This window comes from Streptomyces fildesensis, assembly GCF_016107395.1.
GTDB lineage: Bacteria > Actinomycetota > Actinomycetes > Streptomycetales > Streptomycetaceae > Actinacidiphila > Actinacidiphila fildesensis.
The window spans coordinates 1-22,246 of record NZ_JAAIKO010000073.1 but is presented as its reverse complement, the minus strand read 5'-3'; the positions used below and the strand labels follow the sequence as shown (position 1 = coordinate 22,246).

Sequence of the window (22,246 nt, the reverse complement as noted above, 5' to 3'; positions counted from 1 at the left end):
AGACCCTCGGGTTCCCGCTGAGAACCCCTCAGTTCGCCGGAACCCACGGCGGAGGCACGGTGGCGTAGCGGTGCCGGCGTTTGAGAGCGAAGTCGTCGACGCCGAGCACGCGCGGGACGCGCAGCGGCGTCACCACCTGGCGCATGAGCATGCGCAGGGCAGTCGAGCGGGAGATCGCGCAGGCCAGAACGCGGCAGAGGCGGGCGCCCGCCCGGCCCGCTAACGACTTGACCACGAAGTTCAGTTGGTTGGTCAGGCGGGTGGTGCGGCGCTGGTAGCGCTCCACGACGCCGGGAACCTGTTCGCGGAACGTCTGCCGCGGGCAGCCGAGCACCGGGCAGACCAGACGTCGGACGCGCACCAACACCACGACCCGCCGCCCGTCCACCGGCACGTCCGCGACCACCCGCCCGTGGAAGCCATGCACCCGCCCCGTCGGCTGCCCACACAGTGGGCACGGCACCGGATCCCCCCTGGTCCGCGCCGACACCCGGATGACCCTGCCCTCATCCTTCACGTTCTCGACGACGAGGGCCGACAGTCCCGAAAACACCACACCCACAAGCTCGTTGACATCAAGCATGCCACGTCAACGACGGCAGTCACACTTCGTTACCACCGATTACGGGACAGAGCCTGATTCATGACACACCCTTGCCGCCGAGGCAGAGCATGACCGGGCGATGATCGCTACGGTGGACTGGAAGCTGAAGCCCGTCGGATGATGAGCCGGGTCTTGGTGTTCGTGGGCTCGATCAGTCGGTTGCTCAACTCCTCGATGTTCGCGTTCAGGATGGCGCCGTAGTGACGCTTGATCTTGCCGGCGAGTTCGACGAAGGCGGGGATCCGGCATCGTATGGCTCACGACAGCCAGTGGACAGGCTGTCGTGAGCCAAAACAGGTCACTGGCGCAGGATGGGCGAACTACTTGACGGCGCTGGCCGAAGCTCTTGCTCAGCGGTTGGGCAGTGGGCCGGTCGCGGACCGGTTGGCTTCCGGTCGGGCGTGGATGTCAGGTGGGCAGGGTCCACCGCTGGTTGGTCCCGGCGTTGCAGTCCCGGATCTCCAGCTGGGTGCCGTTCGTGGTCGAGAAATTCGGGTCGTCCAGGCAGCGGCCGGACTGGACACTCTTCAACGAGCCGTCGGGCTGCTGGACCCATTGCTGGTTGGTGCCGCCGTTGCAGGTCCACAGCTGGACGGGCGTGCCGTTCGCGGTGGCGTTGCCGTTGACGTCCATACACTTACCGCCGAGCACCAATTGCCCCGCCAGCGTGGTCCAGTTCTGCGCCGCGCTGCCGTTGCAGTCCCAGACCTGTACGGGCGTTCCGTTGGTCGTCGAACCGCCGCTGTCATTGGCGCACTTGCCGGTGAGCCCGGAGGCGACCGCACCTGTGAACGCCCGTCCCGGCAGGGTCCACTGCTGCTTCACGCTGGCATCGCAGTCCCGGATCGTCAGCTGCGTTCCGGCAGTTGGTGAGGAGTACTGCAGGCAGCGGCCGGATTGCACGGCCTTGAGGGTGCCGTCGTTCTGCGGCACGAACTGCTGGTTGGTGCCACCGTTGCAGTCCCACAGCTCGGCAGGGGTGCCGTTGGCGGTGGCCGTGCCAGTGATGTCCAGGCACTTGGCGCCGAACATGAGGCTGCCGCCGCTCCAGGTCCAGGTCTGTGAGGCCGCACCGCCGTTACACGGCTCAACCTGCACGCGGGTGCCGTTCACCATCGAGGCGCCGGCGTCGTCCGCACACTGATCGGCCGCGCCGGCGATCGCGCCGACGTGCGACGTGGGCGCGGTGCCGGGTGTGAGGGCGAAATTGTCGAGCTGCTCGGTCTGGTACCCGGTCACACCGACGCCCGCCAGGCCGCTGGAATAGGCCATATCGTTCGCCTTGCCGACCACCGTGCTGTCGATCTTGGCGGTGAGCGTCGCGCCGTCCATGGTCAGCGCGATGCTGTGCCAGCTGTTCAGGCCGGGCGCGGTGACGGTGCCGGATGCCAGCGTTGTGAATGCCCAGCCGGTGTCGCTCTTGACGATCGACCAAGTGCCGGCGTCCGACAGGCGCAGGTGGTAGGCGTTCAGGCCCTTGTTGCCAGTGGCCTGCTGCCCCGCTCGGCCCAAGACCTCGACGGTGCCGGGTTGCTCGAACAGGACGTCCGCGCTCACCGTGTAGTTCCCCCAGGTCCCGTCACCCATGATCGAGTACGGTCCGGTGTACGACTCGGTCGACCAGCGGATCGGCTGGGTCGGGCTCATCTGGCGCAGGCAGACGCCCGTCCTGGCGCCGCCGCACGAAGTGGTCTGGAACGCGCCGTTCATGTCGGAGAAGTACTTCGGCGACGTGCTTGGGGCCGCGGTCTCGAAGTCGTCCGAGTACGGCAGAGCCAGCGAGGCGGTGGCCGGCGGCGTCGCGGCGCCCTTGGCCTGGCCGGTGGTGGTGGTGACCGTGTAGATGTAGTTCGGCTGCAAGGTCAGGGTGTAGCTGCCGTTGGCCGGCGTGAGGTCCGGTTGACGCACGAAGTAGTCCGCGTTGTTCGTCGAGCCCAGGTCGGTCGCCCACACGTGCACCTTCCCGGTGGACAGCCCGCCGCTGACGGTGAACGTCGCGCTCTGTGCTGCCGATGCCCCGGTTGTCTCGATCACCGAGCTGTAGTCGCTGCCGTTCGGCGACATCAGCGTCACGTAGCTGCCGTTGGCCCGGTTGCCGCCCAGGTAGCTGCTCGCCGAGTCGATGTAGCGCCAGCCCGGCGCTGCGAACTGCGTGGTGTGCGCGGTGGCCCAGGTCTGCAGCCCTACATGGTAGTTCCCCGACCACGGCTGCGCGGCAACGGACATGCCGTCGGTGGCATACGACAGGTTGGGGTAGATCGCCGCGAGGACCGGCCAGTTGATGAACGAGGTCATCTTGCCGTCGATGTAGTCCCGATTGATCCCCCTGGCCAACGCCGGCGCGCCGGCGTCGGCGTCCAGCGACCCGTTCTCCGAGGCCCACAGCGGCTTGCCCAGCGCCTGCGCGTTGGCACTGCTGGGACAGCTCGTCTGCGCGGACAGCCACCCGCACGGGTAGTGCGAGCCGATGATGTCAACGGCGTTCTTGAACGCCGGGTCCGCGGTCATCGCGTCGGCCACCTTCCAGCCGACGCTGTCGTCCGCGACGACCTTCGTCGTGTAGCCCTTGGAGACCAGCGTGTTCTTCAGGTTCACATACCAGGTCTTGTTGAAGCCGCGTTCGTTCCAGCCCCCTATCTCGTCGACGGTCAGGTTGTGCTGCGCCGCGCAGCCCATCCACGACATCAGGTAGGCGATCATGTCGGAGGACCAGAAGTAGGGCTTCCCCGGGCTCGGGTTGGCCGCGTCACCGGTCCCGATCCAGCCGGGGGCACCCCAGGCCAGGCCGTAGATATTGATCGCCGGGTTGCGCTTCCTGGCCTGTTCGGCCAGCCACCACTCGTAGCCGTTGCCGCAGTCCACCGCACCCCTGACGTGTTCGATGCTCGGTTCGGCTCCGTCGGTCGACTGGGTGTCCCCGCCGATCTCTAGCTTCAGCACTTGCAGGTTCGCGCCGTAGTCCGGCTTGAACAGATAGTCCAGCAGCTGGGTGCGCTGCGGCTCCGGATAGTCGATCAGCAGGCGGGAGTTGCCGCCGCCGCCGGAGGCGGCGCCGACGCCGTCGTAGGCAAGTCCCGCCTTCGTGCCGTCGACCATGATCGACGTCGAGAGGGCCGCGGCCCGCGCAGTCGACGCCGACACGCCGGGCAGGCCACCGAGGAGGAAGAGGAGGAAGGCGAGAGCCGCTGGAAGAGCGGCGGCCCGTCGCAGGGGCGAGTTACGCATGATGACTCCAGATGCGCGTTGTCGTGATTCCTGATGGGCGTCCGTGGGCTGGATCGCGTGTGCGGACGTTCTGAACGAGATGCAGGCGCGAGAGTCCACGCCGGTTGATCACCTTGCGCCTGGCAGCAGGTGTTTCGCCATGTGACGGTTCTGCCGCTCCCGCGCGCTCGTGGGGAGCGGCGCAGGTCCACGGAAGCGTCCTCCGCTGGTTGGTGCTGGCGACGCGGTCCCACGATCTTCAGCTGAGTGCTGTTCATGGTCGAGAAATTCCGGTCACCCAGGCAGCGCCCGGACTGGACGCCCTTCAGGGTGCCGTTGGGCTGCGAAACCTGCTATTATGACGGGCCCCCGCTGCAGGTCGCCAAACTGGATCAGGGCACCGCCGGGTGGACTGTGCTCCGCAACGCACCTGCACAGGCCGTTGATCCGGAGGGTGTGGTCGGCGGCCACGGCCCAATTCTGGGACGCGTTCGCGTTGCCGTCGGGGCCGCGGCGGTGCCGCTCGCGCTGGATTTCCCAGTGACGTCGACGCACTCGCCGGCCAGGGCTGAGGTGATCGGGCCGAGTGGTGGGAGGCCCGCCAAGGCGTGTGGATGCCGATGCCGGGGAAGTTCAGCCGCGGTGGCCCCGGTGCCGCCGGCGTGCACGTCGTCACCGCGGTCGCCGTATCCGCGGGGCGGGGCGGCCCAGGTATAGCCGTTGTAGGCGATCGCGGGTCGGTGTCGTTGAGGCGGTTGGTGTTGAGGACCGAGAAGGACCGCGCCTCGGAAACGCGTCATGTGCACCTCTCAAGTGATGGGGATCAAGCGAGGCGGTGTCGCCCCGCACGACATCCGCGACGGCGTCGTGGCGTTGTCGGTTTTGCAGACTGTTACAACGTGCGGACCGTCACGGCCAGCGGGCTTCACGATAGGGACGAGGTCGCGGGAGAACGCAGCGGTGAGAGGACACTGCTGCGCACCGCCCGATGACGACGATCGAAGGACCGGGTTCGATGGCGGACGTTACTGTGGGCAGCCGGGCATCTGGGGCTCGATGGAACACCTCGGCACCGAGGCCGTCAAGCCCCTAAGGCTCAATACATCCTACTTATGTCCGACGGTCGCATAGCGATCACTTGATCGGCGTGCAGAAAAGTCAAGGTAGAAGGCCTGCTCCAGGTTGGACGAGCGTCCACGGCCGGCGAGACATCGGATTGCAGAGTGCGACGTCTGCCACTGGCTGCCTCCGTTGATCAGACTCCTGAAGCTGAGCGCCGTCCTTCGCGACGCCGCCACCGGCACGCTCATCTCCGTCCCCGTGGCTCTGGGGCCCTCCGACCGCGTCATCGTCAAGGTCGACTCCAGGGACTACTACCTGAGCCCGGAGGACTGGCGGCGTACGCAGGAGCGCCGCGCGATGCTGACGGCGCCCGGATGGGGAATTGCGGGATCGTCCACATCGGGGCCCGGGGCGAAGAAGCGGATGCGGCAGTCTCGGTGTCATACGGGCCTATTCGGCGACCGTGAAGAGGTTCTGCTCGACGTGGTTCAGGGCCAGTCGTACAGCGCCGAGGGCGACGGATTCGTCACCGAGGATGGAAGCCACGACCTCGGGCGGGAAAGGGGTGAGGTCTGCGAGGTGGCGCCGGACCGGTTCGATGAGCAGTTCGCCGGCTTGGGAGATGCCGCCGCCGACGACGACCAGCTCCGGGTCGACGGACAGGACCATGATGGCCAGGCCCGTGGCCAGGTCCTTGCCGAAGGCATCGACGATATCCAGCGCCTCGCAGTCGCCGCGCCTCGCTGCCTCGAAGGTTTCCTGGACGTGGTCCCCGGTGTCATCGCCTGCTTGACGGTTGAAGCGGCGGTAGGCACCTTCCCAGCCGAGCAGGTCGAGAGTTCCGATCTCACCGGCGGCCCCGTGGTGGCCCCGGTGAGGAACCCCGCCTATGAGAAGGCCGGCGCCCATCCGCCGTCCGGCGAACATGTAGACGATGTCTGTGGCGTGCCGCGCCACGCCTCGCCAGTGTTCGGCGAGCGCGGCCAGGGCGATGTCGTTCTCGATCGCCACCACCTCGGCGGCGGCCGGGGGGAGCATTTTGAGCACTTCGGCGCGCAGGTCGAGGCCTGTCCATTGGGGCAGTGCTGTGCTGAGTTTGACGTGCCCGGCGTCGTCCACGATGCCGCTGGTCGCGGCGACGGTGCTCAGCAGGCGGCCTGGTTCGATGCCTGACGCGGTCAGGCATCGGCCGATCGTCTCGCTGGTGGCGGTCAGCCGCTCGGTGGCGGACGTCACCGGGTCGACGGCGCAGCGCGTGGTGGCGACGGCGTCCCCGAGCAGGTCGGCGACGACGGCCAGGACTTTGTGTGCGCCGATGTCGACGGCCAGGACGTATCCCGCCTCGGCGCGGAACCGGAACCTGCGGGCCGGGCGGCCCACCTGGCGCGGTCCGTCGCCGTTCGGGAGAACCTCGACGGCCCAGCCCTGATCCAGGAGATCGTTGACGACGTCCTCGCAGGTCGGGCGGGACAATCCGGCGAGTTTGACGAGCTCGGTCAAGGTGAGCGTGCCGCCGCTGTGCAGACTGCGCAGCACCGCCACGGAGTTGAGCCTGCGCAACTGCGAAGGGTCCCCGCCTCGGGCATTGCCCACAGCTTCCTCGTTTCGCTTTGGCTCTTGACAGGGTCTCGAGAGCGCTACTACCTTCCGACCCACCAAATATTAAAAAAGGTTTCATAAAAAAACAAGCTAGACACCCATCCGACCTATCAGACCTCGAACTCATGTCGGGGCAAGGAGGGATCCACATGCGCAAGATACTGGCCCCCAGCGCGATCGCGGTCACCGCGGCCCTGGTGCTTGCCGGCTGTGCCGCCGGCGGCAGCGGCGGCAAGGCATCCACCGGAAGCGGAACGAAGGCCGGCGTCACCCTGACCTTTCTGACCTTCGAGACCCCGAACCTGACGGCGAAGTACTGGGACGATGCCATCGCGCGGGCCTCGGCGAAGGTCCCGGGCGTCAAGATCAAGAAGTTGGTCGCGCCGTCGGCCGACCGGGTCGGGTACGCCAAGCAGCTCGCGGCGTCCGGCCAGCTCCCGGACATCATGATCGCGGTGTCGCCGAACGGCTTCGCGCAGGCCGGGCAGCTCGCGGCGTGGAGCGAGGGCCAGCTCACTGACTTCGTCTCGCCGCACGCCAACCCGGTCGGCGGCAAGGTCTACCAGCTGCCGTACAACACGCAGCCCACGCCGTTCGTGTACTACAACAAGGCCGACTTCGCCGCGGCCGGGATCACCGCGGAGCCGAAGACGTACCAGGACCTGTTGGACGACTCCGCGAAGCTGAAGGCCAAGGGGATCACCCCGTTCGTCGTCGGCGGCGGCGGCAAGGACACCTGGGCCGACATGTACCCGCTGATCGGCGCGGTGGCCACCGACACGTACAAGCAGACGCCCGGCTGGCTCGCGCAGAAGGCCGCCGGCACGGCGAAGTTCACCGACCCGGCATTCACCAAGGCCGCCGCGAAGATCGCGGATCTGGCCAAGGCCGGCTACATCGACGCCGCCGGGCTGTCGCGGTCCTACGCCGACGACGAGCAGGCGTTCCGTGACAACAAGGGCGCGATGTACCCGATGGGCTCGTGGTTCGCCGCGTCCGCGGACGCCAAGGCGCCGAGCTTCGGCGTCGGCGTCTTCGCCTGGCCCTCGGACGACGGCACCCTCGCGGTCCCCGCCTACACCGGCGGCGGCATGAGCGTCTCCTCCAAGGCCGCGGACGTCCCGCTGGCCCAGAAATGGGCGCTGGCGTTCATGCTCGACAAGACGTCGCTGGACAACTCGGTGAAGACCGACGGCTCGATCATCGCGCTCAAGGACTACACCCCGCCGGCCGGCATGGGCCCGGTCTACACCGAGACCGTCAACCTCTACCAGGCCGCTGTGAAGGCCAACGGGATCGTCAATGCCTTCTCGATCGAGACCGGCGACGGCTCGATGCCCGCCGGGCTGGCCGACAAAGCCGCGGCCGGCGTCGCGGACCTGATCAACGGCAAGAAGTCGGCCTCCGGGTTCGGATCCTTCCTCGACGCCGAGTGGACCAAGGCCAACCAGTAGGCCTTCCGCACCGCCGCACAGACCCCCGATGAGCGTGGAGGGGGACATCTGCGGGAGCGGACAGCAGTCGCCCGCTCCCGACGGATCCGGACCCCCAGACCTGGCCAGACCAGCCGTTCGACGAGAAGGCGAAGCCGATGTCCACCACTCTCGCGCCGCCCCCGCGCGGCGAGACCACCCAACGGCCGGGCGGGGCGCCGTCCCGCCGCCGGTCGACCCGGCTCCCCAAAGCACTGCACTTCCTCACCTTCGGCGCGCCGGGCCTGGCGGTGTACCTGGTCTTCGTCCTGGTGCCGATCGCGATGGCGGTCGGCACCAGCCTGACCAACCGGAACCCGGCGAACCCGCCGACCAAGTGGGTCGGGTTCCTCAACTACACCCGGCTGTTCTCCGACGACGACTTCCTGAAGTCCTTGCAGAACACGCTCGTCATCACCGTGATCGTGACGGTCGTGGCGAACGTCGGCGGTCTGGCGATCGCGATGCTCCTGGACCGGCGCGGCAAGCTCTACAACGCCCTGCGCGCGGTGTTCTTCACACCGGTGATCCTGTCCTCGGTCGTGGTGTCCGTGATCTGGCAGGCGATCCTGTCCGACGACGGCCTGCTGGATTCGATGCTGCGAAGCCTGGGCGTGAAGCACCCGCCGGGCTGGCTGTCGAACCCGGACTACGCGCTGTACTCGGTGGCGTTCATCATCACCTGGCAGATGCTCGGATTCTGCGTCGTGGTCTACCTCGCCGGCCTGCAGGGGGTTCCGCAAGAGCTGATGGAAGCCGCCGAACTGGACGGAGCGGGCCCGGCGGCACGGTTCACGAACGTCACCTGGCCGATGCTGGCCCCGGCGCTGACGATCAACACCGTCATGCTCCTGATCACGGGCTTCAAGGCTTACGACCAGGTCCAGGTCATCACCAACGGTGGGCCGGGCAACGGCACGACGTCCACCGTCGCCTTCGATGTGGTGCAGACGACGTTCACCGGCAACCACATCGGCTACGGCTCGGCGATGGCCGTCGTCATGCTCGCGATCATCGCGGTCGTCTCAACAGTCGTCCTCCGGGTTCTCCAGCGACGGGAGATCACGCTGTGAACACCCTGACACCCATCCGCACCGGCCCTGCGAAGACATCCTGGTTCCGGCCTGTCGCGGCACTGCTGGTGACGGCTGTCTTCTTCCTGCCGCTGTATCTGGTCCTGGCCAACGTCTTCAAGCCCGGCGCGGACATCACCGCACACCCGGTCAGCCTCCCGATCCCACCGACCCTCGCGTCCGTCAAGGCCGTGCTCACGCGCCCGGACCACCTGTTCTGGTACGGCCTGGTCAACAGCGTCGAAGTCACCGCGATCTCCATCACGGTCCTGACGATCGTCTCGGCGATGCTCGGCCACTACCTGGCACGCGCCAAGGGCGTCATGCCGAAGGCCGCGCTCGCAATCCTGCTGTCCGGCCTCATGATCCCGCCCTCGGTGATCCTGGAGCCGGTGACCGACGTCCTGCGCAACCTCGGCCTGATGACGACGGTGCCGGGCCTGGTCCTGGTCAACGTCGGCTACTACGTCCCGTTCGGAGTGTTCGTCTTCATGGGCTTCGTCAAGACGATCCCGATCGAGCTGGAGGAGGCGGCCTCCTTGGACGGCGCGGGCCGGTTCCGCACCTTCTGGCAGGTCGTGTTCCCGCTGCTGCGCCCGGCCTCCGCGTCCGTCCTGATCTTCCTGGGTGTGTGGGTGTGGAACGACTTCCTGAACCCCCTGATCATCCTCGGCCCGGAAACCGGCACGACGGTCACCGTCGGCATCTACCGCGCGATCGGCGAGCACCAATCGGACTTCGGCGCTGTCTTCGCCCTGATGTTCCTCGCGACGCTGCCGATCCTGGTCTTCTACCTGGCGTTCCAGCGCCACTTCGTCAAGGGCCTGACCGGCGGGGCGACCAAGGGATGACCCTCCAGGAACACCGATCCGCCGCCAAAGAACTCACCACGGGAGCACCTCCTTTGACCAGCACCACGGACGCCGTGCCGATGGACCTCATCACCGGCGACCTGTCCGCACCGATGGACCGCCCGCTGTCCGTCGTCGTGCTCGGCGCCGGGGCGCGCGGCTCGGCCTACGCCGATCTGGCGGCCACCCGGCCCCAGCAGGCGCGGGTCGTCGCCGTCGCCGAGCTACGCGACGGCGTCCGCGCCGCCTTCGCCGCCCGCCACGACATCGACGCGAAATTCCGCTTCGCCGACTGGCGCGACCTGCTGGACCAACCGCGGCTGGCCGACATCGCGATCATCGCGGTCCAGGACGCCGACCACGTCGAGGCCGCGGTCGGGCTGGCGGACCTCGGATACCAGCTGCTGCTGGAGAAGCCGATGGCGACGTCTGAGGCGGACTGCGACGCGATCGCCGAAGCTGCGCGCCGCAACGGCACGGCTCTGGCCGTCTGCCACGTCATGCGCTACACCCCCTACACCCTGGCCCTGAAGCAGCTGCTGCTGGAAGGCACGATCGGCGACATCGTCTCGGTCCAGCACCTGGAGCCGATCGGCCACTACCACTTCGCGCACTCCTTCGTCCGGGGCAACTGGCGCACCGAGTCGCAGTCGTCACCGCTGCTCCTGGCCAAGTCCTGCCACGACCTCGACTGGCTGTGCGACATCGTCGGGGGACGGGTGCGGCGGGTGTCCTCGTTCGGGTCGCTCACGCACTTCCGGCCGGAATCAGCCCCCGAAGGCGCCGGGGAGCGGTGCATCAGCTGCGCGGTCGAGGACGGCTGCGCGTTCTCGGCGAAGCGGATGTACACCGAAGGCCTGCGGCACGGCGGGACCAAGGCGTATTTCGCCCGGATCGCGACCGGTGGCGACCTGCGCCCGGAGACCCTGGAGGCAGCCCTGGCCGAGGGGCCGTACGGCCGCTGCGTCTACCGCAGCGACAACGACGTGGTGGACCACCAGGTCGTGAACATGGAGTTCGACAGCGGAGTGACCGTCTCGTTCACGCTGACTGCCTTCACGCCGCTGGAGAACCGGCACACGAAGATCTTCGGCACCCGCGGCCAGCTCACCGGCGACGGCCGCAAGATCGAGGTCTACGACTTCCTCACCGAGCGCACGACCGTCATCGACACGTCCCTGGACGGCTCCTCGGCCGCCGAGGGCCACGCCGGCGGCGACGCGGCCCTGCTCAACGCCTACCTCGACGCCCTGCACGGCGGCCGCCCCGAACTCATCGTGTCCGGCATCGACACCGCGGTGGCCGGCCACCGCGTGGTCTTCGCGGCCGAGCGGGCCCGGCACACCGGAACGGTCATCGATCTCTGAGACTCCGCCGCGCCGAGCACGAAGAACGCGGCGGGCGGTAGCACCCACATCCGCATCATCCGCATCCGAGCACATCCCGTGAAAGGACGCACCACGATGACTGCAAGAACGACCGAGCGGCACACAAGATCGAGAACTCGACTGGTGGTCGCCGGCACGGCCACCGCCCTGCTGATCGCCGGAACGGCCGGCCTGGCGGAGCCGGCCGTGGCGGCGTCCCCGGCGGCGGTCGCCCCGAGCGGTTCCGGCCTCACGGTCGACGCCGGCTATCTACGGGTCGGCCTGGACTCCACCGGCCAGGTCACCAGCCTCATCGACAGTCGCAGTGGGGCGAACCGCGTCGCTACCGGGCACGGCACGGCACCGTTGGTGAGCCTGGTCGTCGGCGGGCAGCAGGTGCAGCCCACCGCGGTCACGCTCGGCGCCGGCAACACCCTGGTGTTCACGAACGCCGCGGCCGGCTACGAGGTCGACGTGGCCGTTCAGGACCAGACGACGTATGCGACCTTCGCGGTCACCAAGCTGGTCGCGCCGACCGGCGCCGACGTCCAGACCCTGCTGTGGGGACCGCTCCCGACCAACGTCACCGGCACCCTCGGGGAGTCGGCCGGCGTCGCGCACGACGCCGGGTTCGCCATCGGGATGAAGCCGCTCACCGACCGCACGGAAGGCGGCTGGCCCCGCGAGGACACCACCCTGGGCTGGGAGGGCGAGGTCTCGGCGAACCCCTCCCACCTCCAGGTCGCACCCCTCGAAGAATGGAGCGCCGGTGCCTCGACCTCCTGGGGCACGCTGCTGCGCGCCTTCACCTTCGACTACACCAAGCAGCGCGCCCGGCGGAACAACTCCGGATACGCGATCCCGGTCGGCCCGCTCCCCGGTGCGCTGGGAAGCATCGTCGGCTCGAAGGTCGCGCTGTTCGGCACCACGCCGGACCTGGTGCCCACTGTGCTGTCGCAGATCGCCGGCGGCCAGAATCTGCCGTACCCGACGATCGGCGGCCAGTGGCAGAAGACCGCGCAGGCCACGTCGAAGTCCGTTCTGGTGCTGTCGGACCTGAACACCGGGAACGTCACCGCCGCGGGCAACTTCGCCAAGGCCGCGGGACTCGACAGCCTCTACTCGCTGCCCGGCGGCTCCGGCCCGTGGCAGTCGGCCGGGCACTACCAGTTCGGCGCGAGCTTCGGCGGCAGCGACAGCGGAGCCACAGCGTTGGTGAACGCTTCCAAGGCGAACGGCGTTGCGGTCGGCGCCCACACCCTGTCGGACTTCATCGACCCGAACGACGGCTACGTCACGCCGAGATTCAGCCCGGATCTCGCGCTCGGCCAGAGCACGACCTTGACCCGGCCGATGGCCGCAGGCGACACCACCCTCTACCTGTCGAGCTGCGCGCCGCTGGCCTCGGGGCTGTCCGGCAGATCCCTGCTGATCGGCGGCGAGATCGTGATCTACGCGGCGTCGAGCCAGGTCGGGAGCGAGTGCCAGGTCACCGGCCTGAACCGGGGCGGCTGGGGAACGGCCGCAGCCGTCCACGCGACCGGCGGCACCGTCGCCCGCGTGCCGCAGAACGGCTACGGCGGAGCACTCGGCGGACTCAACATCCTCGACGCCATCGCCACGCGCTTGTCCACCGCCTGGAACACGACCGGCATCACGACGATGTCGTTCGACGGGCTCGAATCCGCCTCGCAGTCGGGGTGGGGACAGTACGGCATGGCCCGCCTGGTGAACGCGACGCAGAAGCAGCTCGCGCACAAGGACGGATTCCTGTCGGAGACCAGCCGCATGGGCTCGAACATCTGGGACGGCCTGTCGCGGGCGAGCTGGGGCGAGGTCGGCGTCACCTCCATGAACCAGGTGTTCATCAACAACGCGTACTACCAGGCCAACTACCTCCCAGGGATGCTCGGCTGGATCTCACTGAAGGGCAGCAACAGCCTGGCGAGCGTCGAGGACAGCCTTGCGCGCGGCGCGGGCCTGAACGCCGGGGCGGGCTTCCAGACCTCGGTGTCCAACCTGACCGCCAACGGCCAGAACACCGCCACCCTGCTGAACGCGGTGAAGCAGTGGGAGACGGCCCGCAACCTCGGGGCCTTCACCGCCGCGCAGCGGGCCCAGCTCCGCGACCAGACGACGCACTGGCACCTGACGGTAGTGACCGCGGGCCGGTCGTGGTCGCTCCAGCAGCTCGACAGCTCGGGCGCCCCGATCGGCGCGGCGCAGACCGTGAGCGTCCCAGCCCCGGCCTTCGCCACGACCGCACTGCCGAGCATGACGGCGGGGCAGCTCTATGAGGCACGCGTAATCACGAACGTGCCCTCGACCGTCCGCTACACCGTCACCTCGGGCACCCTGCCCGCCGGCCTGCAGCTCAACGCCGACACCGGCGGCATCACGGGCGTCCCGACCTCGGGGACGGCGTCGACGTTCACCGTCACCGGCACCGGCGCACCCGGCACCGGCACCGCGCAGGCCACCTACACGATCGGCGCGCCGACGGGACCGACCACCGGACCGCTCGACGTCACCTCGGCCTTGAACAACGTGGGGATCACGTCGCAGAGCAATGTCGCGCCCGGCAACTTCGACGGGTACGGCAACAGCTTCTCGGCCGAGCAGCTGGCCGCGGCGGGTGTCACGCCCGGCTCGACGGTGACCTCGCAGGGATTCTCCTTCGTGTGGCCGAACGCGGCCATGGGCACCGCTGACAACGTCAAGGGTGCGGCGACGATCCCCGGAGGCAGTCGCGGCGGCAGCACCCTGGCGTTCCTCGGCTCGGAGGCCGGAGACGTCACCGGCACCGTCACGGTCATGTACACGGACGGCACCACGAGCACCGGCACCGTCGGATTCCCGAACTGGACCGACTCCAGCGCCACTGAGTTCGGCGCGACGCTGGCGGTCTCCACAACGGGCCGGAACAGGCAGAACGGGTACGGGAACACTGACCACGCCTATCGGGTGTTCTCCAACACCATCGCGATCAATCCCGCGAAGACCATCGGGACGGTGACCCTGCCGGGGAGCGCGGCGATCCACTTCTTCGCTCTGACTGTCGGGGCCTGACCTCAAGAAGGATCAGCGTCTTGTTGCGGTCCCGCGGCAGCAGCAGCCCGGCGAGGTACTCGCGGAACCCCCGGCGCTGTGCCAGGGTGGACAGCAGGTCATCGAAGCGTGCGGCGTAGGCCTCCAACGGGCCCGGAGCGGGCGGACACGGCAGACGACGGGTCATCACAAGCCCCGCGGAAGCGAGGCGACGTTCCTCCGGTTCCGGCCTACTACGGCTCTGATTCGCCGTCACCAAACCACCGCTAGTTGAAACAAGCTGGGGCCATGATGACCATCATGCAGTCGCACGGCTCCGAGTGACGGGGCTGTGCGCGGGACGCCGGGAATGCGGGGAATGCGCGGATGGACCTGGAGTTGCGGCACCTGCGGGTGCTCTGTGCCATCGCCGACTCCGGGAGCGTGAGCCGGGCGGCAGCGGTGCTCGGTTACTCGCAGCCGGCGATGAGCACGCAGCTTCAGCGGATCGAGCAGTTCTTCGGCGTCGCGCTCTTCGAGCGCAACGCCTGCGGTGTCGAGGCGACCCGGCGCGGCGTCGAAGTGCTGACTCAGGCGCGTGACGTGCTGGCGCGCGCGGACGCGATTGGACGCTGTCCGGCCCTGGAGAGCATGGGCGGACTGCGGAGGCTGCGACTGGCTGCCACCAACTCGCCTGTGTTGCCCGGTATGGTCGCCCGGCTCCGCAGCCTCATGCCCGAAGACGCACTCAAGGTGGGCAGTGTCTACGCGGTCTCGGAGATCGTCGAGTTGTTGGAGCAGGGCGAGTTGGACGCCGCGATCGGCGTGGACTACCCGGGGCGGGAACTGCGGCACGCCGCCACGGTCGGGCATCGTGGCATCGCCACCGAACCGACGTTCGTGGCCGTGCCCGCGCGGCACCGGCTCAGGCACCGCGCGGAGGTCGCCTTGGCCGACTTCGCTGAGGAGGCGTGGTTCGTGACCCCCGACGACGGGGTCGGCTGGCCCGGGGTGTTCTACGCAGCCTGCGCGGAGGCCGGTTTCACCCCGGCCGCGGTGCACGAATACCTCGGCGAACAGCTGCAGTTGCAGTACATGATCGCCGACGGCCTCGGCGTCGCCGTCGTGCAGGCGGCGACCCGGCCGATCCCCGGTGTGCTCGTCAAACCGCTGACCGGCACGCCGCTGTGGTGCCGTTACCTGCTCGCGTGGCGGCGGGAGAACGTCACCGACGCGCTCGCGGAGGTGCTCTTCAGCTCCGCCGCCGCGTCGTACCGGGACCTCATCGCTAAGGCGCCGCACTTCCAGACCTGGACGTCGCGGGGCTGAGCGGCTACGGCTGATGCCCGATGTTATAGCAGCATCCCGCACTGTGCTATATCCCACCTCATTGCCTGTGGTCCATGACGGTGAGACGGTGCATCTCACGCCTCAGCACCCCCCCGAGGCGCATCCGTCCACCAAGGAGTTGGGATGCGTCAACGCTTCTCCCTGCCCGGATTCCTGGCAGTCGTCCTGGCGGCGAGCACCGCGTTCGTCGGCCTGCTCGCCACGCCGAGTCTCGCGGCACCCGCTGCCCGACCGGTCCACTCGTCCCCGGGCCTGACCCGCCCGCTGCCACCAGCCGGCCAGCGGACCGGCAGCGCCGCCGACCAGGCAGCGGTGCAGGGACAGCGGCTCCCCGCCACGCCGGGTACAACCGCGCCGGCCGTTTCGCAGTTGGTCGGAGCCGACACGGGCCAGAGCCAGAGCACCGAACTCCCTGCCACGATATCCAAGCCGCCGCCAGAGGCGCTGCGTGGCGCGCCCATCCTGTCCATGCCAAGCGCCTCGACGCCACGGCCGGCCAGCACCAGGCCCGCAGTCACCAGCCGGGCTGCCAGGGCGAGCATTGCGGGCGCGCAGGCATGCACCACGGCCGACTTCGCCGGCCGGACCGGTGCCGCGCTGGTGTCTTACATCAAGACCGTGGACTGGTTCACCTGCATCAACCCGCTGTTCTCCCTGAGCGGCTCCGACGCGAACGCCGTGTTCAAGGAATCCCAGATGGCCGCGGTGGCCGGCGGCGTCGCGAGTGCGGCCTCCGCCTACACCGGCGACGACTCGGGCGGCATTTCCGAGTTGCTGTACTTCCTGCAAGCCGGCTACTACGTGCGGGACTTGCACCCCTCCGACGTCGGCACGTACGACTCCACGCTTACCAGCGCGGTCGAGTCCGGGCTCAACACGCTGTTCAGCAGTTCCCACTCCAGCGACGTCAGCGCGGGCAACGGCAGCGTGCTGTCCCACGCGTTCATCGTGACCAACAACGCCCAGGTCCCCGGCGACTACCTGAACGTCTACAAGCGGTACCTCAACGCCTACACCAGCGCCTGGGACGCCTACCCGGCCATGGACCAGGCATTGAACAGCATCTACTATCCGCTGTGGCGCGGATCCTGGTGGCTAATTCAGGCGACGAGGGAGAGATTCAGTCGGGCGAGGTGGCTGGTGCGGGTGCGGTCGATGGGGTGGCCGTTCCACCAGGCATCAAGACGGATCAGGTTCAATGCCACCGCGCTGTAGACGTGGTCGAGGTGAGTTTTCTTCAGACCGTGGTAGCGGGCACGGCGGATGCCGGTCACGGTGGTGGCCTGGTGGATGGTCCCTTCAACTCCGGCGCGTATCGCGTAGTTGCGCTTCCACTCGTCGGTCTCCTGCTGGGCACGCGCACTCTTCAGTGCCTCGTGCATCTCCTGGGGTTGCAGGGTGAGTTGACGGAGCTCAAGCTTCGAGGTGGTGCACTTCGGCCGTAGTGGGCAAGGACCGCAGACCGTAGGGGAGAAAACGACCACCCGTCTTGGCGAGGCCGCCTTGACGGCAGGGGCTCCAAGTCGTGCTCGTCTGCCCGGCCGGGCAGACGACCTCCCGGCCCTGCCAGTCGATGCGGAAGTCGTGGGTGGCGAAGCCCTCCTTAGCCCTGCCCTGGCGGGTCTGGTCGCTCAGCATCGGGGTGACCAGCACGACACCGAACCGCTTCACGGAGCCCACAATCAGCTCGGCCGAGGCATATCCGCTGTCCAGGTAGTGCTCCCCGGGCAGCAGTCCGCGTCGCTGGAGGACCTGGTGGACGGTGTCGAGCATGGCGTTGTCGGCGACGGTGGCGTCCGTCGTCGTGACGTTCGTGACCAGGTTCGGCCGGACGGCCCTGTGTCGTCGCGGACGCGCATCGCCGTTGTTGCCGCTCGCGGCCGGTTCAGCGGCCTGGCACGTCTCACTGATATGGATCTTGAAGCCGTTCCACAGAGTGTCGCCCTTGACGCTCCGGCGGGCATCGATGTCATACGGCGACGTCACACGCCGTTGGCCGGGCGGGAGACCGTCCACCTTCGCCTCCCGCCGCTTGACCACCTCCCGTCCACTGCCCGACACCGTGCGGGTATAGCTCTGCACCAGCACGCACCGCAAAACCTGGACAGCCGGCAGGTCCCGCAGCCACACCGGGGACACGGGTGCGTGGACCGCGGTGAGCAGGGCGAAGCCGTCCTGGCCGTAGTCGACAGCCAGCCGGGCGCGTTTGACCTTGGACGCGGGCGCGTGCCAGCCGGGGACCCGGTCGCCGTAACGCCGGCTCCAGGAGGGCACGTCGATCACCTGCTCCACCCAGCGCGGAGCCGCACAGACCAGTGCCTCCAGGGCGGCGCGGACCGTCTCACCGACCAGATCCAACTGGCTCAGATCCCGAACCGCCGAGATCACGTGAGTGGAGTCGGTACGCTGCTTGCCGCCGGCGCCCACCACCCCCTGCTCAACCAACCGGGCCAGCAGCAGATCCAGCACCTTCTCCTCCAGGCCGTGCGCGACCACCCGGGAGCGGAACTCCGAGAGCACGCTGTGGTCGAACCCCGGATCCTGAAGGTCCAGCCCGAGCGCGTACTTCCACGCCAGGTCCGTCCGCACCGCCTCGGCGGCCTGCCGGTCGGTGAGGTTCTCCGCCTTCTGCAGCACCGTGACCAGCGCGAGCCGCCCCGGTGACCAACCCGGCTTGCCGCGCTGCCCAAACGCTACCGAGAACTCACCGTCGGCGAACAACTCACCGAACCGGTCACGGACCCTCACCGCGAGCGGGACCTCCCGCCGGCCCCCATACATCGCCCCGATTGCGGCAGCAATCTGCGGGTCCGGCTCCGGCCAGGGCTGCGGCTGCACCGACACCACGCCTCCATCCTGCAGGCAGACACCACAAGACTGCCGCAACCCCCAGAATCCACCCACGACATGACTCACACTCACCAATCCACCGAATTAGCCACCAGGATCGGCGCGGTCCCGAAATACCGGCCTTCGTGACCGCGGTCACCGCAGACTCCAGCATTGCAGACACGCTGAACACCTTCACGCTCAACCACCGCGACCTGCTCGGCGGGCGCAACGACATGCTGGACTGGAACGCGGGCAACGTCATGGCCCGCCTGCTCATGATCCCGGCGCTGCAGGCGAAGATCCGCCCGCTGGCCAAGGGTCTGCTGGACGCTTCGTCCATCACCGGCCCCACGGCCAACCTATGGGTCCACGTCGCCTTCCGAACCGCTGTCGCCGACACGGCCGCGCAGTGCTCCTACTACGGCACCTGCAACCTGAAGGCCCGGCTGACCGCGGTCTCCCTGCCAATCTCCTACCCCTGCAGCAACTTCACGATCATGGCGGAGTCGCTGACGGCAACGGAGCAGACCGACGTCTGCACCAGCCTGAAGAACCAGCTCCCGTACTACCACGCCCTCGTCAAGGACAACGGCCCGATCCCCGGCCAGCACTTCGCGGTCAAGATGGTTATCTACGGAAGCAAGACCGACTACTCGACCTACTCTTGGGCGATCTTCGGCAACGACACCAACAACGGCGGCGAGACCCTGACCGGCACGCCGACAGACCCCAACAACATCGCCTACTCCATCCTCTACCAGAAGCCGTCCGACAACGGCTTCACGGCCCACGCCTGGAACCTCAACCACGAGTACACGCACGTCCTCCAGTCCATCTACGACATGAAGGGCACCTTCACCCAGGAGATCGCGGTCCCGGACATCTGGTGGATCGAGGGCCAGGCCGAGTACGTCTCCTACGGCTACCGCGGCGTCACCGACACCGGGGCGGTCACCGCGGCGGCCAAGCACACCTACGCACTGAGCACACTGTTCCAGAGCACCTACGGCAACAGCGACCAGACCCGCGTCTACCCCTGGGGTTACCTGGCGGTCCGGTACATGCTCGAGAAGCACCCGACGGACATCCAGACCATGCTCGCGCACTTCAGGACCGGTGACTACACCGGCGGCTACAACGTCTACAACGCCATCGGCAGCGCCTACGACGCGGACTTCAACAGCTGGCTCGACGCCTGCGCGGCCGGCGCCTGCACGGCGGGCGGGACACCGAGCGGGACACCGACGGCCGGGTTCAACGCGGCGGTCTCGGGCCTGACCGTGCGGCTGACCGACCGGTCCACCGAGTCCGGCAGCGGCAGCATCACCTCCTGGGCCTGGAACTTCGGCGACGGGACCACCGCCGGCACGGCCAACCCGTCCAAGACCTACGCCGCACCCGGCACTTACGCCATCTCCCTGACCGTCACCGACAGCAACGGGCACACCGCCAGCACCACCGTGCCGGTGACCGTCAGCGGCGGCGGCACACCGCCGTGCACGAACCCCGACACCCGGATGATGGGACAGAACTGCTCCCGCGCCAACCAGTCGGCCTCGGCCGGACACCTGGACTACCTCTACCTCTACCTGCCCGCCGGCACGACGACCCTCAAGGTCACCACGAACGGCGGCACCGGCAACGCGTACCTGTACTACAACGCCAACGCCTGGGCGACGAACACCGCCTACACGGCGTCGTCCACCCAGGCCGGCAACGCACAGAGCATCACCGTCACCAACAGCACGGCGGGCTATCGCTACCTCAGCCTGTACGCCCACACCGCGTTCAGCGGGGTCACCGTGACCACGCAGTACTGACAGACCAGTAGGACGCGCAACTCCTGCCAGGAGTTGCGCGTCCTACACCACAGCTATCGGGGCGGACCGGCACACGTCATCGCCGGTCGGCTCCTGGCGGATACGGGTGATCTTGGCCGAGAACTCCTACCAGGGGCTTCTTCATGTCGTGCGGCACCCCAACTGGCCATTCCGCTGGGCGGGCCGCTCTGGTACTGGCGGCAGGCATCAGGCGCTGCCCACGGTGCGGGGGCGCAGACGGTGGAGCAGGAGGCCGAGCCCGTATGCGAGGGGGTAGGTCATAGCGATCCAGATCAGGTACTGCCCCACCACCCTGTAGCCGAGCATCGGCAGCACGGCCCAGGGCAGCGAGGCCACGAGTATTCCCGCCATCCGGTGGTCCCGCCCTCCTTGCGCCGCAACGGCAACGAGGAGCGCCCCCGCCAGCAGGAGCAGTGTCCAGGTCGTCTGCCCGAGCATCAGCGCCGGAGCCACGGCCCTGAGACCAACCAGCGGAACGACCAAGAGCAGCGTCATCCCGGCCGCCTGCCTGCGGGCCGTGCCCGAATCGGGCCGCAGGTCCGGCGGGCAGCCCAGGATCAGGGCGACGACCAGAGCGACATGCAGCAGTCCCGGCATGACTGCGGCAGTCGGGTTCAGCAGCACGCCCGCCAGTGTCACCACCGCGGCGGCCGTTGCCAGCAGCCGCGCCCACTGCCAACGGCCGAGGACCGCGCCGATGGCCGTCAGCGCCATCAGGGCGGATGCCGCCAGTTCCACCTTCCCGTGGCCGAAGCGCCAGAGAGGGTCGGAGAAGTACATCCCGGTGGCGATCCATAGGGCCACCATGAGCGCGTGCCCTGCCGCGATCCCCACCACGTACGGCGCCGCTGCGCCAAGTGCCCGCCCCGCCGGGTCCCCCGAGGTAGCCCGGAGCCGGACGCGCAGCGCGTGCCCTGCGAGGTCCGCAGCTTCCCGCAGCCGGGCCGTTCGACCGGCGGCGGCGATGGCGTCTGCGTACGTGCCGGCCAGCTCGTCGCCGTGGAGCTGTCGGTATGCGGCCGGGTAGAGGCGCAGCAGGCGGCTGTCTTCACGATTCACGTGGTGGCCCCCTTCGGGGTGATTCGGGGGAGGCGGAGAGCAAGGCCCAGGCGGCGTTGTGCCTCGGCGGCGGTCGCACGCAGGCGTTCTGCCTCGGCGGTGAGCGTCGTACGGCCGCACGCGGTGAGGGCGTACGAACGGCGCAGGCGCCCGTCGACGGCCTCTTCGCTGTAGATCTCGATCAGCTCCTCCTTGAGGAGGCGGTCGAGTGCGCCGTACAGGGTGCCGGTGCGCAGTCGCACCCGGCCGCCGGAGATGGCGAGGACTTCCTGGACGATCGCGTACCCGTGGCGCGGCCGGTCCGCGAGCGCGGTCAGCAGCAGCAGGGTCGGTTCCTGCATCGGACGGTCTGTCATGACAGCACCATAAGTCGTCCAACGGCATATGTCACTGGTCGACCTATGGGGGATCGTGGCAAAGACCGCCCCATCATCGATGTTCGCCACCCCGCAACCCTGCGGCCGCACTCGCGGCGCCGGCAGCAACGGCCTGGCGATCTCCCACAAGCCATCCGGAACAATCCATCCCCACCGCCCACTCCCCCAACCCACCACAACGATCAACTGACCATGTAGGACACCGTCTTAATCAGACCCTGTGACGGCAGCGGAATCGCTGGATGGGGTGAGGCGCCGCAGACGGCGGGCCGATCCAGAGGCTCGCCCCCGGCCAGAGCTTCTGCCTCGACCGCGCCGCCCTGCCCTTCAGCCTCGCCGCAGGCGACGACCCGTGCATGTTCACCCGCTGGCGCCCCCGCCACTGACCGCTCCCGATCACGCGCGGCTGGGGACGCCTCCTGCTCTGCGGCCAAGGGCCCTTGCCACCTGCCATGATGTTTCTCATGCCGTCACTGCCGATCCCGTGCCCCGCCCACCTCATCCCGGACGCCACGGGTCTCGACGCGT

The 22,246-nt window shown here is 68.4% G+C and carries 15 protein-coding genes and 2 pseudogenes; 8 read left to right on the top strand and 9 right to left on the bottom strand.

The window, feature by feature from the left end; translation table 11 throughout:
* Positions 1 to 55: 55 nt before the first annotated feature.
* The 4 genes and pseudogenes from C6N31_RS40535 to C6N31_RS40520 form a co-directional block, all read right to left on the bottom strand.
* Positions 56 to 583 (bottom strand): annotated as a pseudogene (locus tag C6N31_RS40535) (transposase family protein); the annotation flags it as partial.
* A gap of 107 nt (positions 584 to 690) precedes the next feature.
* The gene (locus tag C6N31_RS40530) at positions 691 to 846 is read right to left on the bottom strand and encodes a hypothetical protein (RefSeq protein ID WP_438817450.1); all 156 of its coding nucleotides are present in this window, start codon (positions 844 to 846) and stop codon (positions 691 to 693) included.
* Positions 847 to 1,012: 166 nt separating this feature from the next.
* On the bottom strand, positions 1,013 to 3,829 hold the full coding sequence (locus tag C6N31_RS40525; RefSeq protein WP_198359481.1) for a ricin-type beta-trefoil lectin domain protein: 2,817 nt from the start codon (positions 3,827 to 3,829) through the stop codon (positions 1,013 to 1,015).
* A gap of 1,491 nt (positions 3,830 to 5,320) precedes the next feature.
* Positions 5,321 to 6,430 carry an ROK family transcriptional regulator gene (locus C6N31_RS40520; RefSeq protein WP_198359480.1) on the bottom strand — a complete coding sequence of 370 codons (1,110 nt, stop codon included), beginning with the start codon at positions 6,428 to 6,430 and terminating at the stop codon, positions 5,321 to 5,323.
* 188 nt (positions 6,431 to 6,618) lie between these two features.
* Between C6N31_RS40520 and C6N31_RS40515 the strand changes: the two genes are divergently transcribed.
* The 5 genes from C6N31_RS40515 (at position 6,619) to C6N31_RS40495 (ending at position 14,301) form a co-directional block, all read left to right on the top strand.
* Positions 6,619 to 7,923, top strand: coding sequence for an ABC transporter substrate-binding protein (locus tag C6N31_RS40515; RefSeq protein WP_198359479.1), 1,305 nt, complete (start codon positions 6,619 to 6,621; stop codon positions 7,921 to 7,923).
* Positions 7,924 to 8,060: 137 nt separating this feature from the next.
* On the top strand, positions 8,061 to 9,014 hold the full coding sequence (locus C6N31_RS40510; RefSeq protein ID WP_198359478.1) for a carbohydrate ABC transporter permease: 954 nt from the start codon (positions 8,061 to 8,063) through the stop codon (positions 9,012 to 9,014).
* Complete coding sequence (locus C6N31_RS40505) at positions 9,011 to 9,865, top strand: carbohydrate ABC transporter permease (protein ID WP_438817449.1); 855 nt, start codon at positions 9,011 to 9,013, stop codon at positions 9,863 to 9,865. The genes C6N31_RS40510 and C6N31_RS40505 overlap by 4 nt, the downstream gene beginning before the upstream one ends.
* Before the next feature lie 53 nt (positions 9,866 to 9,918).
* A complete protein-coding gene (locus tag C6N31_RS40500) occupies positions 9,919 to 11,232 on the top strand; it encodes a Gfo/Idh/MocA family protein (protein ID WP_232486256.1) in 1,314 nt (437 codons plus the stop codon).
* Between the two features lie 96 nt (positions 11,233 to 11,328).
* Positions 11,329 to 14,301 (top strand): putative Ig domain-containing protein, encoded by a 2,973-nt coding sequence (locus C6N31_RS40495; RefSeq protein WP_198359477.1) that lies wholly within the window; start codon positions 11,329 to 11,331, stop codon positions 14,299 to 14,301.
* Between the two features lie 4 nt (positions 14,302 to 14,305).
* Here C6N31_RS40495 and C6N31_RS47090 read toward each other — a convergent pair.
* Positions 14,306 to 14,467 (bottom strand): annotated as a pseudogene (locus C6N31_RS47090) (IS701 family transposase); the annotation flags it as partial.
* A gap of 179 nt (positions 14,468 to 14,646) precedes the next feature.
* On the opposite strand from C6N31_RS47090, the gene C6N31_RS40490 reads away from it, so the two are divergent.
* Both C6N31_RS40490 and C6N31_RS40485 read left to right on the top strand, forming a co-directional pair.
* A complete protein-coding gene (locus tag C6N31_RS40490; protein WP_198359476.1) occupies positions 14,647 to 15,588 on the top strand; it encodes a LysR family transcriptional regulator in 942 nt (313 codons plus the stop codon).
* Positions 15,589 to 15,732: 144 nt separating this feature from the next.
* Positions 15,733 to 16,824: a M9 family metallopeptidase N-terminal domain-containing protein gene (locus C6N31_RS40485; protein ID WP_164298812.1), complete on the top strand. Its 1,092-nt coding sequence runs from the start codon at positions 15,733 to 15,735 to the stop codon at positions 16,822 to 16,824.
* Here the strand turns inward: C6N31_RS40485 and C6N31_RS44730 are convergent.
* Both C6N31_RS44730 and C6N31_RS40480 read right to left on the bottom strand, forming a co-directional pair.
* Complete coding sequence (locus C6N31_RS44730; protein WP_307811600.1) at positions 16,710 to 17,093, bottom strand: transposase; 384 nt, start codon at positions 17,091 to 17,093, stop codon at positions 16,710 to 16,712. The two genes, C6N31_RS40485 and C6N31_RS44730, sit on opposite strands and share 115 nt — an antisense overlap.
* Complete coding sequence (locus tag C6N31_RS40480) at positions 17,023 to 18,456, bottom strand: transposase (RefSeq protein WP_307811599.1); 1,434 nt, start codon at positions 18,454 to 18,456, stop codon at positions 17,023 to 17,025. The genes C6N31_RS44730 and C6N31_RS40480 overlap by 71 nt, the downstream gene beginning before the upstream one ends.
* Positions 18,457 to 18,584: 128 nt before the next feature.
* Between C6N31_RS40480 and C6N31_RS40475 the strand changes: the two genes are divergently transcribed.
* The gene (locus tag C6N31_RS40475; protein ID WP_307811598.1) at positions 18,585 to 20,261 is read left to right on the top strand and encodes a collagenase; all 1,677 of its coding nucleotides are present in this window, start codon (positions 18,585 to 18,587) and stop codon (positions 20,259 to 20,261) included.
* Positions 20,262 to 20,468: 207 nt separating this feature from the next.
* Here C6N31_RS40475 and C6N31_RS40470 read toward each other — a convergent pair whose 3' ends face one another.
* Both C6N31_RS40470 and C6N31_RS40465 read right to left on the bottom strand, forming a co-directional pair.
* Positions 20,469 to 21,341, bottom strand: coding sequence for a hypothetical protein (locus C6N31_RS40470; protein WP_164298808.1), 873 nt, complete (start codon positions 21,339 to 21,341; stop codon positions 20,469 to 20,471).
* Positions 21,338 to 21,697, bottom strand: a complete 360-nt coding sequence (locus C6N31_RS40465; protein WP_164298806.1) for a PadR family transcriptional regulator — start codon at positions 21,695 to 21,697, stop codon at positions 21,338 to 21,340. The genes C6N31_RS40470 and C6N31_RS40465 overlap by 4 nt, the downstream gene beginning before the upstream one ends.
* Positions 21,698 to 22,246 lie beyond the last annotated feature (549 nt).

What these genes read in the sequence shown, in the direction of transcription:
- C6N31_RS40525 (WP_198359481.1), bottom strand. Translation starts at nt 3,829, where the DNA reads ATGCGTAACTCGCCCCTGCGACGGGCCGCCGCTCTTCCAGCGGCTCTC.
- C6N31_RS40515 (WP_198359479.1), top strand. Translation starts at nt 6,619, where the DNA reads ATGCGCAAGATACTGGCCCCCAGCGCGATCGCGGTCACCGCGGCCCTG.
- C6N31_RS40510 (WP_198359478.1), top strand. Translation starts at nt 8,061, where the DNA reads ATGTCCACCACTCTCGCGCCGCCCCCGCGCGGCGAGACCACCCAACGG.
- C6N31_RS40495 (WP_198359477.1), top strand. Translation starts at nt 11,329, where the DNA reads ATGACTGCAAGAACGACCGAGCGGCACACAAGATCGAGAACTCGACTG.
- C6N31_RS40490 (WP_198359476.1), top strand. Translation starts at nt 14,647, where the DNA reads ATGGACCTGGAGTTGCGGCACCTGCGGGTGCTCTGTGCCATCGCCGAC.
- C6N31_RS40485 (WP_164298812.1), top strand. Translation starts at nt 15,733, where the DNA reads ATGCGTCAACGCTTCTCCCTGCCCGGATTCCTGGCAGTCGTCCTGGCG.
- C6N31_RS40465 (WP_164298806.1), bottom strand. Translation starts at nt 21,697, where the DNA reads ATGACAGACCGTCCGATGCAGGAACCGACCCTGCTGCTGCTGACCGCG.